Origin of the sequence: Roseiarcus fermentans, assembly GCF_003315135.1 — a bacterium.
In the GTDB taxonomy this organism is placed as follows: Bacteria; Pseudomonadota; Alphaproteobacteria; order Rhizobiales; family Beijerinckiaceae; genus Roseiarcus; species Roseiarcus fermentans.
Genome location: NZ_QNRK01000008.1, coordinates 180,008 through 193,455 on the forward strand (window position 1 = coordinate 180,008; position 13,448 = coordinate 193,455).

16 protein-coding genes and 1 other RNA gene are annotated in these 13,448 nt (G+C 70.5%); 8 read left to right on the forward strand and 9 right to left on the reverse strand.

What is annotated here, in order from left to right:
* The first annotated feature begins 63 nt into the window (after window positions 1-63).
* Genes DFR50_RS09275 through DFR50_RS09285 form a run of 3 tightly spaced genes read left to right on the forward strand, consistent with a single transcriptional unit; the run spans window position 64 to window position 5,087 of the window.
* Complete coding sequence (locus tag DFR50_RS09275) at window positions 64-747, forward strand: response regulator transcription factor (protein WP_113888914.1); 684 nt, start codon at window positions 64-66, stop codon at window positions 745-747.
* A complete protein-coding gene (locus DFR50_RS09280; RefSeq protein WP_113888915.1) occupies window positions 731-2,182 on the forward strand; it encodes a sensor histidine kinase in 1,452 nt (483 codons plus the stop codon). The genes DFR50_RS09275 and DFR50_RS09280 overlap by 17 nt, the downstream gene beginning before the upstream one ends.
* Window positions 2,163-5,087, forward strand: coding sequence for a bifunctional [glutamine synthetase] adenylyltransferase/[glutamine synthetase]-adenylyl-L-tyrosine phosphorylase (locus DFR50_RS09285; protein ID WP_113888916.1), 2,925 nt, complete (start codon window positions 2,163-2,165; stop codon window positions 5,085-5,087). The genes DFR50_RS09280 and DFR50_RS09285 overlap by 20 nt, the downstream gene beginning before the upstream one ends.
* A gap of 38 nt (window positions 5,088-5,125) precedes the next feature.
* Here the strand turns inward: DFR50_RS09285 and DFR50_RS09290 are convergent, their stop codons facing one another.
* The 5 genes from DFR50_RS09290 to DFR50_RS09310 all read right to left on the reverse strand — a co-directional run bounded on the left by DFR50_RS09290 (window position 5,126) and on the right by DFR50_RS09310 (window position 7,421).
* Entirely contained in the window at window positions 5,126-5,896 is a 771-nt protein-coding gene (locus tag DFR50_RS09290; RefSeq protein ID WP_113888917.1) for an N-acetylmuramoyl-L-alanine amidase, read from the reverse strand.
* Window positions 5,897-5,952: 56 nt separating this feature from the next.
* Entirely contained in the window at window positions 5,953-6,249 is a 297-nt protein-coding gene (locus tag DFR50_RS09295; RefSeq protein WP_342634549.1) for a glycine zipper domain-containing protein, read from the reverse strand.
* An 81-nt stretch (window positions 6,250-6,330) separates the two neighbouring features.
* A complete protein-coding gene (locus DFR50_RS09300) occupies window positions 6,331-6,624 on the reverse strand; it encodes a glycine zipper domain-containing protein (RefSeq protein ID WP_113888945.1) in 294 nt (97 codons plus the stop codon).
* Window positions 6,625-6,687: 63 nt separating this feature from the next.
* Entirely contained in the window at window positions 6,688-7,071 is a 384-nt protein-coding gene (locus tag DFR50_RS09305; RefSeq protein WP_113888919.1) for a hypothetical protein, read from the reverse strand.
* A 56-nt stretch (window positions 7,072-7,127) separates the two neighbouring features.
* Window positions 7,128-7,421, reverse strand: a complete 294-nt coding sequence (locus DFR50_RS09310) for a hypothetical protein (protein WP_113888920.1) — start codon at window positions 7,419-7,421, stop codon at window positions 7,128-7,130.
* A 285-nt stretch (window positions 7,422-7,706) separates the two neighbouring features.
* On the opposite strand from DFR50_RS09310, the gene rnpB reads away from it, so the two are divergent.
* From rnpB to DFR50_RS09325, 3 genes are all read left to right on the forward strand, one after another.
* An RNA gene (gene rnpB / locus DFR50_RS09315) (RNase P RNA component class A) lies at window positions 7,707-8,100 on the forward strand.
* A gap of 45 nt (window positions 8,101-8,145) precedes the next feature.
* Window positions 8,146-8,754: an urease accessory protein UreE gene (locus DFR50_RS09320; protein ID WP_113888921.1), complete on the forward strand. Its 609-nt coding sequence runs from the start codon at window positions 8,146-8,148 to the stop codon at window positions 8,752-8,754.
* A 330-nt stretch (window positions 8,755-9,084) separates the two neighbouring features.
* Complete coding sequence (locus tag DFR50_RS09325; protein ID WP_113888922.1) at window positions 9,085-9,783, forward strand: urease accessory protein UreF; 699 nt, start codon at window positions 9,085-9,087, stop codon at window positions 9,781-9,783.
* A gap of 233 nt (window positions 9,784-10,016) precedes the next feature.
* Here the strand turns inward: DFR50_RS09325 and DFR50_RS09330 are convergent, their stop codons facing one another.
* Complete coding sequence (locus DFR50_RS09330) at window positions 10,017-10,406, reverse strand: type II toxin-antitoxin system VapC family toxin (RefSeq protein ID WP_210208841.1); 390 nt, start codon at window positions 10,404-10,406, stop codon at window positions 10,017-10,019.
* Entirely contained in the window at window positions 10,378-10,614 is a 237-nt protein-coding gene (locus DFR50_RS09335) for a FitA-like ribbon-helix-helix domain-containing protein (protein WP_113888923.1), read from the reverse strand. The genes DFR50_RS09330 and DFR50_RS09335 overlap by 29 nt, the downstream gene beginning before the upstream one ends.
* Window positions 10,615-10,764: 150 nt before the next feature.
* On the opposite strand from DFR50_RS09335, the gene ureG reads away from it, so the two are divergent.
* The gene (ureG, locus tag DFR50_RS09340) at window positions 10,765-11,385 is read left to right on the forward strand and encodes an urease accessory protein UreG (RefSeq protein WP_113888924.1); all 621 of its coding nucleotides are present in this window, start codon (window positions 10,765-10,767) and stop codon (window positions 11,383-11,385) included.
* A 497-nt stretch (window positions 11,386-11,882) separates the two neighbouring features.
* Complete coding sequence (locus DFR50_RS09345) at window positions 11,883-12,653, forward strand: CDP-diacylglycerol diphosphatase (protein WP_113888925.1); 771 nt, start codon at window positions 11,883-11,885, stop codon at window positions 12,651-12,653.
* 211 nt (window positions 12,654-12,864) lie between these two features.
* Here the strand turns inward: DFR50_RS09345 and DFR50_RS33550 are convergent, their stop codons facing one another.
* On the reverse strand, window positions 12,865-13,047 hold the full coding sequence (locus DFR50_RS33550) for a DUF5615 family PIN-like protein (RefSeq protein ID WP_113888926.1): 183 nt from the start codon (window positions 13,045-13,047) through the stop codon (window positions 12,865-12,867).
* On the reverse strand, window positions 13,044-13,268 hold the full coding sequence (locus tag DFR50_RS09355) for a DUF433 domain-containing protein (protein ID WP_113888927.1): 225 nt from the start codon (window positions 13,266-13,268) through the stop codon (window positions 13,044-13,046). Before DFR50_RS09355 ends, DFR50_RS33550 begins: the two co-directional genes overlap by 4 nt.
* Window positions 13,269-13,448 lie beyond the last annotated feature (180 nt).

Consider the following 13,448-nt stretch of genomic DNA (forward strand, 5'->3'; position numbering starts at 1 on the left):
CGAAGCGCGTCTTTCGCCAGCGCGTCTTTGGCCGAGGCGCGCAATGTTGATATAGAACGCGTCATGCGAATCCTGATCATCGAAGACGACCGCGACGCCGCCGCCTATCTCACCAAGGCGTTCAAGGAGGCGGGGCACGTGGTCGACGTCGCCCACGACGGCGTGACCGGCTACGACATGGCGCTCGAGGGCGGCTACGAGGTCGCGATCGTCGACCGGATGCTGCCGAAAATGGACGGCCTGACGCTGATCGGCGCCCTGCGCGGACAGAAGAACGAGACGCCGATCCTGATCCTGTCGGCGCTCGGGCAGGTGGACGATCGGGTCAAGGGCCTGAGGGCGGGGGGCGACGACTATCTCGCCAAGCCCTACGCCTTCTCGGAGCTGCTCGCCCGGGTTGAGACGCTGGCGCGCCGCCGGCCGGCGGGCGCCCCCGAGGAGACCGTGTACCGCGTCGGCGACCTGACCCTCGACCGGCTGTCGCACAAGGTCACCCGCCGCGGCGAGGAGATCGTGCTGCAGCCGCGCGAGTTCCGCCTGCTCGAATACCTGATGCAGAACGCCGGCAAGGTCGTCACCCGGACGATGCTGCTCGAACACGTCTGGGACTATCATTTCGACCCGCAGACCAACGTGATCGACGTCCACGTCTCGCGGCTCCGGGCCAAGATCGACCGGGACTTCGACGCGCCCTTGCTCACCACCGTGCGCGGCGCCGGATACATGATACGTGACGGCGCTCGCTAAGCTCTTTCGCGCCACCGCCTTTCGCCTGGCGCTGGCGATTCTCGCCGTCAGTTCCGTCGGCGCCGGGGTCGTGCTGGCGATCATCGCCTGGCAGGTGGTCGCGGTGGTCGACGAGGAGATCGCCCGCACCATCGACGCCGAGGCCAAGGGCCTGACCGACGCCTTCAATCATGACGGTCTGGTCGGCCTCTATTCCTCGATCGAGGCGCGCAAGCGCCAGCCGGGCGCGTCGCTCTACCTGCTCACCGACCCGGCCGGCGAATCGCTCGCCGGCAACGTCGAGCAGATCCCGCTCGAAGTCCTGGAGCGCCAGGGATTCATCGTCGTCAACTACCGCACCAACGGCCCCGGCGACCGGGTCCGGCAGGCGCTCGTGCGCATCTACAAGCTGCCGCCCGGGTTCCTGCTGCTGGTGGGGCACGACCTCGGCGACCGCGCCCGGATCGAGGGCGTGATGGTTCGGGCGCTGGCGGTGTCGCTGGTGTTCTTCGCTGCGCTCGCGGCGCTGGGCGCGCTCTTCGTCGCCCGCAACGTGCTGAAACGGATCGACGACATCAACACCTCGGCCCAGGGCGTCATGGCCGGCGACCTGACCGGCCGGCTGCCGGTGTCCGGCTCCGGCGACGAGCTCGACCGGCTGGCCGAAAGCCTCAACGCCATGCTCAAGCGAATCGGCGTGCTGATGCAGGGCTTGCGCGAGGTGTCCGACAACATCGCCCACGACCTGCGCACGCCGCTCACCCGGCTGCGCAATCACGCCGAGGCGGCGCTCGCCTACGGCGACGATCCCGCCGCCTACCGCGCGGCGCTGGAGAAGACGATCGAGGAATCCGACGCGCTGATCAAGATCTTCAACGCGCTCCTGCTGATTGCGCGCGCCGAGGCCGGCGGCGGGATCGACGGGCAGACCGCCTTCGACCTCGCCGAGGCCGCCCGCGCCGTGGCGGACCTCTACGAGCCGATCGCCGAGGAGGAGGGCGTCGACCTCGCCGTCGACATCGACGCGCCGCTGACGGTGCGCGGCAACCGCGAGCTGATCGGCCAGACGATCGCCAATCTGGTCGACAACGCGCTGAAATACGGCGCCATGAGCGGGCGCCATCCGGGAGACCCGAAGCCGTCGATCGTCGTTTCGGCGCGCCGCGTCGGCGATGCGGTCGAGCTGGTGGTGGCCGATCGCGGCCCCGGCGTTCCGCCGGAGGATCGCAAGCGGGTTCTCGACCGATTCGTCCGCCTCGAAGGGTCGCGCTCGCGTCCGGGCTCCGGGCTCGGGCTGTCGCTCGCCGCGGCGGTCGCGCGGATGCACGGCGGTCGGGTCGAACTGGCGGACAATGCGCCGGGCTTGCGCGTGCGCGTGATCCTGCCGGCCGAGCACGCGCCGCCCGCGCTGCCGGCGCCGGTTTCGGGGAGCGTCCATGAACCGGTCGCTGGGTGAGCGGCTGGTCACGGCGCCGCGGCTCTCCGCGCCCGCCGCCGCCCGGCGCAAGCTCGAGGCGCTGGTCGGCGCTCCCGAGGGGCGCGACCTCGCGCCGCTCGTCGCGGAGGGCAAGGCGCGCGACCTCCTGCTCGGCCTCGCCGATCACTCGCCCTATCTTTGGGCGCTGGCGGGCGAGGACCCCGCCCGGCTCGCCCGTCTCCTCTCGCATTCGCCGGAGCGCGCGCTCGACGCCCTGGTCGCCGGCCTGTCGCGGCGGATGAACGACGAGGCGGAGGCGATGCGCGCGCTGCGCCTCGCCAAGCGGGAATCGGCGTTGCTGATCGCGCTCGCCGACATCGGCGGGGTGTGGGACGTGGTCGAGACCACCGAGGCCCTGACCCGTTTCGCCGACGCGGCCGTCGGCGCGGCGCTCGCCTTTCTCGTCCGCCAGAATGCGCTCGCCGGCAGACTCGCGCTCGATCCGGAGGCGCCCGACCTGCAGGCCGCCTGCGGCCTCACCGTGCTGGCGCTCGGCAAGCACGGCGCGCGCGAGCTCAACTATTCGAGCGACATCGACCTGATCGTCCTCTACGACGCCGCCTCCGCCGCCATTCCGCCCGGCGCGGAGCCGGCTCCGCTCTATGTGCGCATCACCCAGGCGCTCGCCCGTCTGCTGCAGGAGCGCACCTCCGACGGCTACGTGCTCAGGGTCGATCTGAGGCTGAGGCCCGACCCGGCCTCGACGCCGGTCGCGCTCTCCACCCTCAGCGCCTACGCCTATTACGAGACGCTCGGCCAGAACTGGGAGCGGGCGGCGATGATCAAGGCGCGCCCGGCGGCGGGCGACCTCGAGCTCGGCGACCGCTTCCTCGCCGACCTTTCGCCGTTCGTCTGGCGCAAGTATTTCGACTACGCCGCGATCGCCGACATCCACGCGATGAAGCGGCAGATCCACGCCGTTCGCGGCCACGAGCGGGTGGTGGTCGCCGGCCACGACGTCAAGCTCGGCCGCGGCGGCATCCGCGAGGTCGAGTTCTTCGTCCAGACGCAGCAGCTGATCTTCGGCGGGCGGCGGCCGCGCATGCGCGGGCGGCGCACGCTCGACATGCTGAAGGAGCTCTACGCCGAGAAGTGGGTGACGGCGGAAGCGGTCAGCGACCTGACCGAAGCCTATGGCTTCCTGCGCACGGTCGAGCACAGGCTGCAGATGGTGGCCGACGAGCAGACGCAGCGCCTGCCGTTCGAGCGCGCCGACCTCGCCCGCTTCGCCCGCTTCTGCGGCTACGGCCGGCTGGAATCCTTCGCCCGCGACCTGACGTTCCACCTGACCCGGGTCGAGACGCACTATGCGCGGCTGTTCGAGGACGCCCCGGCCCTCAGCGTCGCCTCCGGCAGCCTCGTCTTCACCGGCGTGACCGACGATCCGGCGACGCTCGCGACGCTTCGTCGCCTCGGCTTCCAGCACCCGGAGGCGGCGGCGGAGACGATCCGCGGCTGGCACTTCGGCCGCCGCGCCGGCGTGCGCAGCCCGCGCGCCCGCGAGGTCCTGACGGAGCTGACGCCGGCGCTGCTCGAGGCCTTCGCCGGCTCCGGCGATCCCGCCGCGGCGCTCGCCGCCTTCGACGCCGCGATGGCGCACATGACCGCGTCCGTCGAGCTGCTGTCGATCTTGCGCTCCAACGAGCGGTTGCGCGAACTCTTCGGCGACGTGCTCGGCTCCGCGCCCCGGCTCGCCGAGGTGATCGCGTCCCGCCCGCACGTGCTCGACGCCGCGATCGACCCGGACCGGACGATCGACTTCGAGGACAGTTTTCGCGAGGAGGCGACCCGCCTGCGCGCCGAGACCTATGTCGGGCAGGCGCGCAACTTCGAGGACGCGCTCGACCGGGCGCGCGACTTCGCCGCCGAGGAGATGTTCCTGATCGGGCTCAATCTCTTGTCGGGCCGGCTCGATCCCGACCGCGCCGGCCAGGCCTACAGCGCGCTCGCCGCCGCCATGGTCGGGGCGCTGTTGAAGCGGGTCGCGGCGGATTTCGCCCAAGACCACGGCGTGATCGCCGGCGGCCGGGTCGCCGTGCTGGCGATGGGCAAGCTCGGCTCGCGCGAGATGACCGCGGCCTCGGATCTCGACTTGATCCTGATCTACGACTTCCCCGAGACCGCCGGCGAATCGGACGGCGCGCGGCCGCTCGGCCCCGGGGTCTATTACGCCCGCTTCACCCAGCGCCTGCTCGCCGCGCTGACCGCCAAGACCCGCCGCGGCGCGCTCTACGAGGTCGACATGCGTTTGAGGCCCTCCGGCCGCAAGGGGCCGCTCGCCACCCAGTTCTCCGCCTTCGCCCGCTACCAGCGCGACGAGGCCGAGACCTGGGAGCACATGGCCCTGACGCGCGCCCGAATCGTGGCGGGCGAGGCGAGCCTCGCGGCCGAGGCGACGAAGGCGATCCGCGCCACGCTCACGCGCAGGCGCGATCCGGGCGAGGTCGCCCGGGAGGTGACGACGATGCGCGCGCTGATCGCCCGGGAGAAGGGCGAGAGCGACCCCTGGGACTTGAAGCTGGTCAAGGGCGGGTTGATGGACATCGAGTTCGTCGCCCAGTACCTCGCCCTCGCCTTCGGCCACGACAGGCCGGACATCCTCGACGTGTCGACACGGGCCGCGATCGACAAGGCCGGCCGGGCGAAGCTGCTCGATTCTCGCCATGTCGAGACGCTGCTCGAGGCGCACCGGCTCTACACCGACGCCACCCAGTTTATGCGCCTCGCCATCTCCGGGCCGTTCGACCCGAAGACCGCCGCCTCCGGCGTCAAGCGCCGGATCGCCGCCTCGAGCGGCTTCCCGGATTTCGAGGCGTTCATCGCCGCGCTCGACGAGCGGCGGCGGAAGGTGCGGGAGACCTACGAGGCGGTGCTGAAGGGGTGAGGCCGCAAGACACGGCCGTCGACCGCGTCAGCCGGCGGCTACGGGCGCCGCTTCGCCAGCCCCTCGATCAGCGCCTTCAGCGTCGCGACCGTCGACGCGTCCGCGTCGCCGTCCACGAGCGCGGGCCGAAAATGGCGCTGGAACGCCGTCACCACGGCGCGGGTGTGACGGTCGCAGACGCCGGAAAGCTCGACCCCGTAGCCGTAGAGCGCCAGCAGCGCCTGCAGCGCCCTGACCGGCGGCCCTTCCTCCCCGGGTCGGAACAGCGGCCCGCCGGCGACCGGCGCCGGCTCGACCCAATGCCCGACGCCGGCCGCAAACAGCCGCCGCCACGGAAAGACTTCCCCGGGATCGCGCTTGCGCGTCGGCGCGATGTCGGAATGGGCGAGCACCCGCTCGGCGGGAATTGTCCAGCGCGAGCCGATGTCGCGGCATAGCGCGATGGTCGCGTCGATCTGCGCGTCGGAAAAAGGCGGCGCGCCGCCGTCGTGGCCGGGATTGACGATCTCGATCCCGACGGACGCGGAGTTCAGGTCGCTGTCGCCCTTCCAGAGCCCCTTGCCGGCGTGCCAGGCGCGGTCGCGCTCGGCGACGAGCTGGACGATCCGCCCGTCCTCGTGGACGAGGTAATGCGCCGACACCTGCGAGGCCGGATCGACGAGCAGCGCCAGCGCCGCCTCCGCCGTCGGCATCCCGGTGTAGTGGAGGACGATCGCGTTCGGTCTCCCGGCTCCCCGCCGGTCGCCGAAATTGGGCGAGGCGAGGAACGCGGACGCGAGCGGACTGTCGCAGACGGGACCGGACGTCATATCCCGCCTCTCGACAGGAGGATTCCGGTCCCGCCGCGCGGTTTCATGCCGTCGCGTCAGTTGTACCAGGCGACGCAGATGCGGTTGCCGTAGGCGTCGTAGCCGTGGCGCGCGCAGTGGCGCGGGGCCGTCACGGCGTTGCCGACCAGGGCGCCGCCGACGCCGCCGATGGCTGCGCCCGCGAGCGCCCCGCCCACGGAGCCGCCGGACACCGCCGACCCGACCAGCGCGCCGGTGCCCGCGCCGAGCGCGCCGCCGATGAGCGTGCCGTTCTGCTGTTGCTGCGTCGCGCAGCCCGAAACCGAGAACGCGCCGGCGAGCGCCATTGCGAGGGCGACCATTTTCATTGTCATGTGCAGATTCCCCAACCTATGGCCCGACGCCGGAAAAGCGAAACGAATCCGGCGACTGCCGACTATAGCGCCGCATTCGCCTCAGTAATAGGCGGTACAGACCTGATTGCCGTTGTAGTCGTATCCCCAGCGCGCGCATTGTCCGGTCGGCTGGGGCGTGGCGGCCGAGCCGATCAGCGCGCCGGAGCCGGCGCCGATCGCCGCGCCCGCGAGCGCGCCGCCGGCGCTGCCGTGGGTGACCGCCGAGCCGACCAGCGCGCCGGCGCCGGCGCCGAGCGCGCCGCCGGCGAGCGCGTTGGTCTGCTGCGGCGTCTGGCAGGCGGAGACCGAGGCGGCGGCCGCGAGGGCAAGCAAAAGCGTCGTGATCCTGTTCATCGATGCCATACTCCCGTCCTTGCTGTGCGCCCCGCCGGCCCCCGAAGGGTTTTTCGTCAGGTATCAGTAATAGGCGATGCAGATGCGATTGCCGTTGTAGTCGTAGCCCCAGCGCGCGCAGCCGCCCGGCCCCGGGCCCGGCGGCGGCGCGTAATAGCCCTGCTGCGGCGGCGGGGCGTAGTAGCCCGGCCCCGGAGGCGGCGGCGGCGCGTAGCCGGGATTGCTGGGGGTCAGCGACGAGCCGAGCAGCGCCCCGGTCCCGGCGCCGAGCGCCGCGCCGGCGAGCGTCCCGCCGGGGCTGCCGTGCGACACCGCCGATCCGATCAGCGCGCCGGCGCCGCCGCCGAGGGCGCCGCCGGCGAGCGCGTTCGTCTGCTGCTGCGTCTGGCAGGCCGACAGCGCCAGGGCGGCGGCGAGCGCCGTCGCGAGAGCCAACACCGTTTTCATGGAACTTCCCCTTTGACTTTTGCCGGGTCCGGCGGCGTGTCGCCGCGCGCCTCCGCTCAGTAATAGGCGATGCAAATGCGGTTGCCGTTGTAGTCGTAACCCCAGCGCGCGCAATTGCCCTGATAGGTCGGCGTCGCCGCGGCGCCGATCATCGCGCCGGACGCCGCGCCGATCGCCGCGCCGGCGAGCGTCCCGCCCGGGCTTCCGCCCGAGACCGCGGAGCCGATGAGCGCGCCCGCGCCGCCCCCCAGCGCCCCGCCGGCGAGCGCGTTCGTCTGCTGCGGCGTCTGGCAGGCCGACACCGACAGCGCAGCCGCGAACGCCAGCGAAAGAGCCAACATTGATTTCATGGGGTATGATCTCCCGACCGATCGGTCTCGAATCCCAATCCGGCGCCCTTGTGCGCGCGGGGCGCCCGCCAAGCGGGCCAGCCGCCCGCGCGCCGCACATTTCCATAAACGGATTGACGCTGCAATGAACGCGGCGTTCGGCATTCGCACACCCCCTGGACCGCGACGAAACGGCGGCAATGTTGCTTTTGTTCCCGTTCCTTGCACGATCCCGCCGCGCATTCGCCGCCGCGCGGCGCCTTTCCGCTTGACCGGCGCCGCCCGCGCCTCCTATTCGCAGCTTGGCCAGTCGGCCGGACGGCCGCCGCGATGAGCGGAGGAAAGTCCGGGCTCCATACGGATACGGCGCCGGATAACGTCCGGCGGGGGCGACCCCAGGGAAAGCGCCACAGAAAGCAAACCGCCTCGATTCAGGCCGCAAGGCCTTCGCGAGGCAAGGGTGAAAGGGTGCGGTAAGAGCGCACCGCGTCGGCGGCAACGTCGGCGGCATGGCAAGCCCCGCCGGGAGCAAAACCGAATAGGAGCGACGCGCGGCTCACGCCGCGGGCCTGTCCGTGGGCCAGTCGCTCGGGTTGGTTGCTCGAGGCGCCCGGAGACGGGCGTCCCAGAGGAATGGCCGTCACGTCGGGGCCGCAAGGCTCCGGCCATACAGAACCCGGCTTACAGGCCGGCTGGCGTTTTCGCCGCGTCCAATCCGGCCGGCGGTGGGCTTTGAGGAGCGGACATGGTGCGGGCGGATACGATTCTTCCGGCGGGTTCGTGGACGGGCGCGCCGGTCGACAGCGTGGTGCTGGACTTCGACGAGCGCTATCGCCGCCGCTTCGTCATGACCGGCGTCGGCGGACTCGCCTTCCTGCTCGACCTCGCGGAGGCCGCGATGCTGCGCGGCGGCGACGGTCTCCGGCTCGAGGACGGCCGGATCGTCGAGGTCGTCGCCGCCCCCGAACCGCTGGCCGAGATCAGGGCCGCCGACAGCCATGCGCTGATGCGCGTCGCCTGGCACCTCGGCAACCGCCACCTCGCCGTCGAGATGACCCCGAAGGCGCTGCGCATCCGCCGCGATTCCGTCATCGAGGAGATGGCGAAGGGCCTCGGCGCCCGCGTCGTCCCGGTCGAGGCGCCGTTCAACCCGGAGGGCGGCGCCTACGTGCAGGCGGAAGCGCCGCACGGGCATGGCCACGATCACCATGGGCACGATCACGGCCGCCACGACCACGACCACGACCACGACCATGACCATGATCACGACCACGACCACGATCACGGCGCCTGCGATCACCCCGACCATCATCACGACCACGACCACGACGCCGAGCGCGGTCACGGCCATTGACCGGAGCCGGGCGCGATTGCGCATGTCTCGTACCCCTTCCCCAGCTTTGCTGGGAAAGGCGGCCCGTAGGGCCGGATGGGGTGTGGTGGGCAGGACGCCGTCATTGAAGGCCTGGCGGCGGCGCTCATGCAATGCGACTTGCGGCGGACCATCGTCATCGATCGTTCCGCTCGCCTCGCGGCGAAGGACGGGCACGGACGGGTCGACCCTTGCAGGCGACGGCAAGGTTGATGTGACGGCCCACACCCCGTCCGGCGCTTCGCGCCCCCGTCCCCGGCAAAGCTGGGGACGGGGCGCCGCGACCCCCGTGACGCCGAGCGGGGAGAACGGATGAACGCTTCCCCGCCCGACCCGGACCTCGACGCCGCGCTGTTGCCGCTGATGCTGTGGCTGTCGCCGGCCTTTCCGGTCGGCTCGTTCGCCTATTCGCAGGGGCTCGAATGGGCGGTGGAGAACGGCGACGTCCACGACGCGCGCTCGCTCGGCGGCTGGCTGGTCGATTGCCTGACGTTCGGCGCGCCGCGCGCCGACGCGATCCTGTTCGCCGAGAGTTTTCGCGCCGCAGCCGCCGAGGACTGGACCGCGCTCATCGACGCCAACGCGCTCGCCGTCGCGCTCGCGGGCTCCGCCGAGCGGCGGCTCGAGACGACGGCGCAAGGCGCGGCTTTCGTCACCGCCGCCCGCGCGCCCTGGGACTGCGCGCCGCTGCGCCGTCTCGCCGACGAGGCGCGCGTCGCCTATCCGGCGGCCGTCGCCGCCGCCGCCGCCGGGCACGGCCTGCCGATCGAAGCGAGCCTTCAGGCCTTTGTCCTGGCGCAGGTTGCGGCGGCCGTCTCGGCCGCCGTGCGCCTCGGGCCGATCGGCCAGACCGACGGGCAGAAAATTCAGGCGACGCTGGTCCCGCGCATCCGCGCGCTCGCCCGCGAGGCGGCGTCCTCGACGCTGGCCGACCTCGGTTCGTGCGCCTTCCGCGCCGACATCGGCTCGATGCGCCACGAGACGCAATATTCGCGGCTGTTTCGGTCGTGATCGCGGAATCTTTGCTGATTGGCTAATTTAACAAATAACGTAACACCCAAGCCTTGGCGTTTGCCCCCACCACCATGCTTCGCATGGTCCCCCTCCCTCGCTTCGCAGGGGAGGACATCGGCGCCGGCGCGCTTTCCTCCCCCGTGAAGCGAAGCGGAACGGGGGAGGGGGACCAGCCGAAGGCTGGTGGAGGGGGTCCGCCGAGCGGCAAGTTAGGAGTTCCCAAATAATAATTATTGTGTCGCGGCTGCCGCAAGCTTTCGATCCAGCGTCACCAGATTGGCGCCCAAGACGCGCGAAAGCCAAAGATAACTCGCGTCGTAAGCGGTCAATCCGGTTGTCTCGGCCAGGCCGAGGACGGCGTCGTGATCGACGGCGATGGCTTCGACAGACAGAGCTGGCGCGAGTCGATACGCTGCGCGCAGGCTCTCCCGCTGACGGGGATCACGCCTCATCTTGGTGAGACAGACGTTCGCGAGTTCGAAGCCGAGCAAGGGAGGCGCGACGAGACGGGCGCCCTCGAGCTGCGCGGCCACCGCCTCCGCATCCGGCTCGCCGAACAGCAGCGCGGCAAGCGCCGACGCGTCGACAACCTCAACCTCTGTCACGGTCGGCCCGGACAATGCCGGCCGCCTCGGCCGGCGTGCCGACTCCGAGACGGCGGACTTCGGCCAGCAATTCGCCGGGACTTAAGCTCCGCTCGGGGCGAACGGCCTCTTCAAGGATGGCGAGCAGTTCGCCTTGCAACGAACGACGATTGCGTTCCGCTCGCCGCCGCAGGCGCTGGACGACGTCATCGGGAGCGTTCTTGATCGAAAGATCGACCGGCATGAGGGTCCAAAACGGATCTGCTTCGGAACCTCTCTCTAGCACGATCGGCGCTATCGCGCACGCCCGCACTCAGTTCCCTGCGCCTCTCGGTCGGGAGTTTGCTAAGGAGGGCGACGAGCCAGCGCGACCACTTCCCGATTGGACCCTCCCATGACCTCACCCAAGAACCCCCTCCGCGTCGGCGTCGGCGGCCCCGTCGGCTCCGGCAAGACCGCCCTGATGGAACAATTGTGCAAGCGCCTCCGCGACGAACTCGACGTCGCGGCGATCACCAACGACATCTACACCAAGGAAGACGCCCGCATTCTGGTCGAGGCGGGCGCGCTGCCGTCCGAGCGCATCATGGGGGTCGAGACCGGAGGCTGCCCGCACACCGCCATCCGCGAAGACGCCTCGATCAACCTCGCCGCCGTCGCCGACATGCGCAAGCGCTTCCCCGGCCTCGACCTCATTCTGATCGAATCGGGCGGCGACAATCTCGCCGCCACCTTCTCGCCCGAACTCGCCGACCTGACCATCTACGTCATCGACGTCTCGGGCGGCGAAAAGATCCCGCGCAAAGGCGGGCCGGGGATCACCCGCTCGGACCTGCTCGTCATCAACAAGACCGACCTCGCCCCGTATGTCGGCGCGAGCCTCGAGGTGATGGCGCGCGACGCCAAGACCCAGCGCAAGGCGCGGCCGTTCGTGATGACCAACATGAAGACCGGGGAAGGCGTCGACGCGGTGATCGCGTTCCTGCGTCAGAAGGGCGGCCTCGGCGCGGGGTGACACGAACGAAAACTCGCGGACACGGGCGCCCTCGAACCGCCGGCGGTGGGGCGATGACGCCTCCCGCCGTCATCGCGAGCCGAAGACGACGCGGCTCGTCATCGCGAGGAGCCCGAAGGGCGACGTGGCCCGTCATCGCGAGGAGCCCGAAGGGCGACGCGGCGCGTCCTCGCGAGGAGCCCGAAGGGCGACGCGGCGATCCAGGGGCCGCCCGCGCCGACGTTGCAGCGCGGCGCCGCCCGGCATACGGCAGACGTTGGCCCGCCCCCCTGGGTCGCCACGTCGCTTCGCTCCTCGCGATGACGGGCCACGTCGCTTCGCGCCTCGCGATGACGCCGGCCTGGATGTTCCTGTGGCGCTATCCGACCCTCATGTCGGAGAGAGCCGTGCGAGCCGCACGGCGCCGCGCCCGACACTGGCCCGGGAACCGACCCGCGTGCTAGGCCTCGACACGGGGCGCGGGCGGGACGCGGCCCCGACGAGCGCGGGGCGATTTGATGTTGCGAGCCTTGCGCCGCCTGACGACGGCGGCGCTTCTGATTGCGGCCGGCGCGGCCGAGGCGGCCGACCGCAACCGGCTGTGGCCGGTCGTGCGCACCTGCGTCTCCGCCTACCGGCTCCTGGGGGTGTCGTTTCCCTGTCTGAAGGTCGAGCTTCCCGGCGGCGACCCGAACCTCGGCGTCGCGGTCCTGCGTCCGCTGCGCAGGGACGATCTGATCCTGTCGCCGACCCGCCAGACAGTCGGAATCGAGGACCCGTTCCTTCAGTCGGACAAGGCCCCGAACTATTTCGCCGCCGCCTGGCGCGCGCGCGCCTTTCTCAAGGGTCCGGACGGCGAACCGCCGCCGCGCGACGACGTCGTTCTGGTCGTCAACGCCAGGAGCGCGCGCTCCCAGGACCAACTCCACATCCACATCGGCTGCCTGCCGCCGGAGGCGCGGCGCTTCCTCGCCGAGGCCGCCCGGACGATGCCGCTCGGCGTGTGGACGCGCGTCGGCGCCGTCCTTCCGCACGAGGTCTATTTCGGCGAGCGCGTCCGCGAAGCCGAGTTCGCGCGCCTGAACCCGTTTCGCCTCGCAGCGCAGGGGTTCGCGGGCGCCGCGGACCATCCGGACCGGCTGATGGTGATGACGGTCGGGGCGCGCGTCCGCGGCGAGGACGACTTCCTGATCCTGGCGTTTTTCGAGGGCGTGCGCGGCGAGTTGCGCCATTCCGGGGCCGAGGCGCTGCTCGACCGGCGCTGCACCGCGCCGTCGCCGCTGGGGTGAGGCGGCGGGTCGGCGATCACGGTCACGGGGTGGCCGACCCCGGCAGAGGTCGTGTACGTACACGGCCCGGCTCGATCACGACAAGAGAGCCGGGGAGCTTGTCCAAATGCGCAGCGAGCACTGCGGCTACCGCTTGCGCCTCAGCCGCATTCGACATTCGATCGAGTTCCAAAAGAACGACGCCGAGCACCGGACTTCGCTGGCGAACGACCTATTCGCCAAAGTCACGATCCTCCGTAACGAGAATTCGGTTCTCCGCGATGGCAAGCGCGAGAAGATCGCTGTCGGAAGCGCCCGGACTCGTTGTCGCAACCGAAACGACGTCATGACCAGTGGCGCTGATCCTTTCGATGACGAGACGGGATACATTTTCGTCCGCCAGGAAGCGAGTCACTGGGCGGCCAGCACAGTTTCGTGTTGAAGATAGTCGGCGGCGAACGCCAGCGCGGCCCTCAGATCGTCCTCAGTAATCTGCGGGTAGGCCTCGAGGATATCAGCGAACGACCGTCCCGCTCCGAGCTTGCGGAGGATCGACTCCACGCTGATGCGCGTCCCCTTGATGCAGGGCTTTCCCATCATCACGGCCGGGATAGCGGCGATGCGCGTATATTCCATCTTAAAACCGGGTCTTTCGTCGCTCTCAGGATCGACGGGACATGATACCTGCGGCGCGCGACGCGGCAAAGTGCAAGAGAGCGTTCTGTCGGTAGCACATGATATGTCCGGTTTAGGTAGCGCACGATCTGTCCGGTAGCGTCGGTCCCTTTGGGGGGTCTGAGATGCGCCGGACGGAAG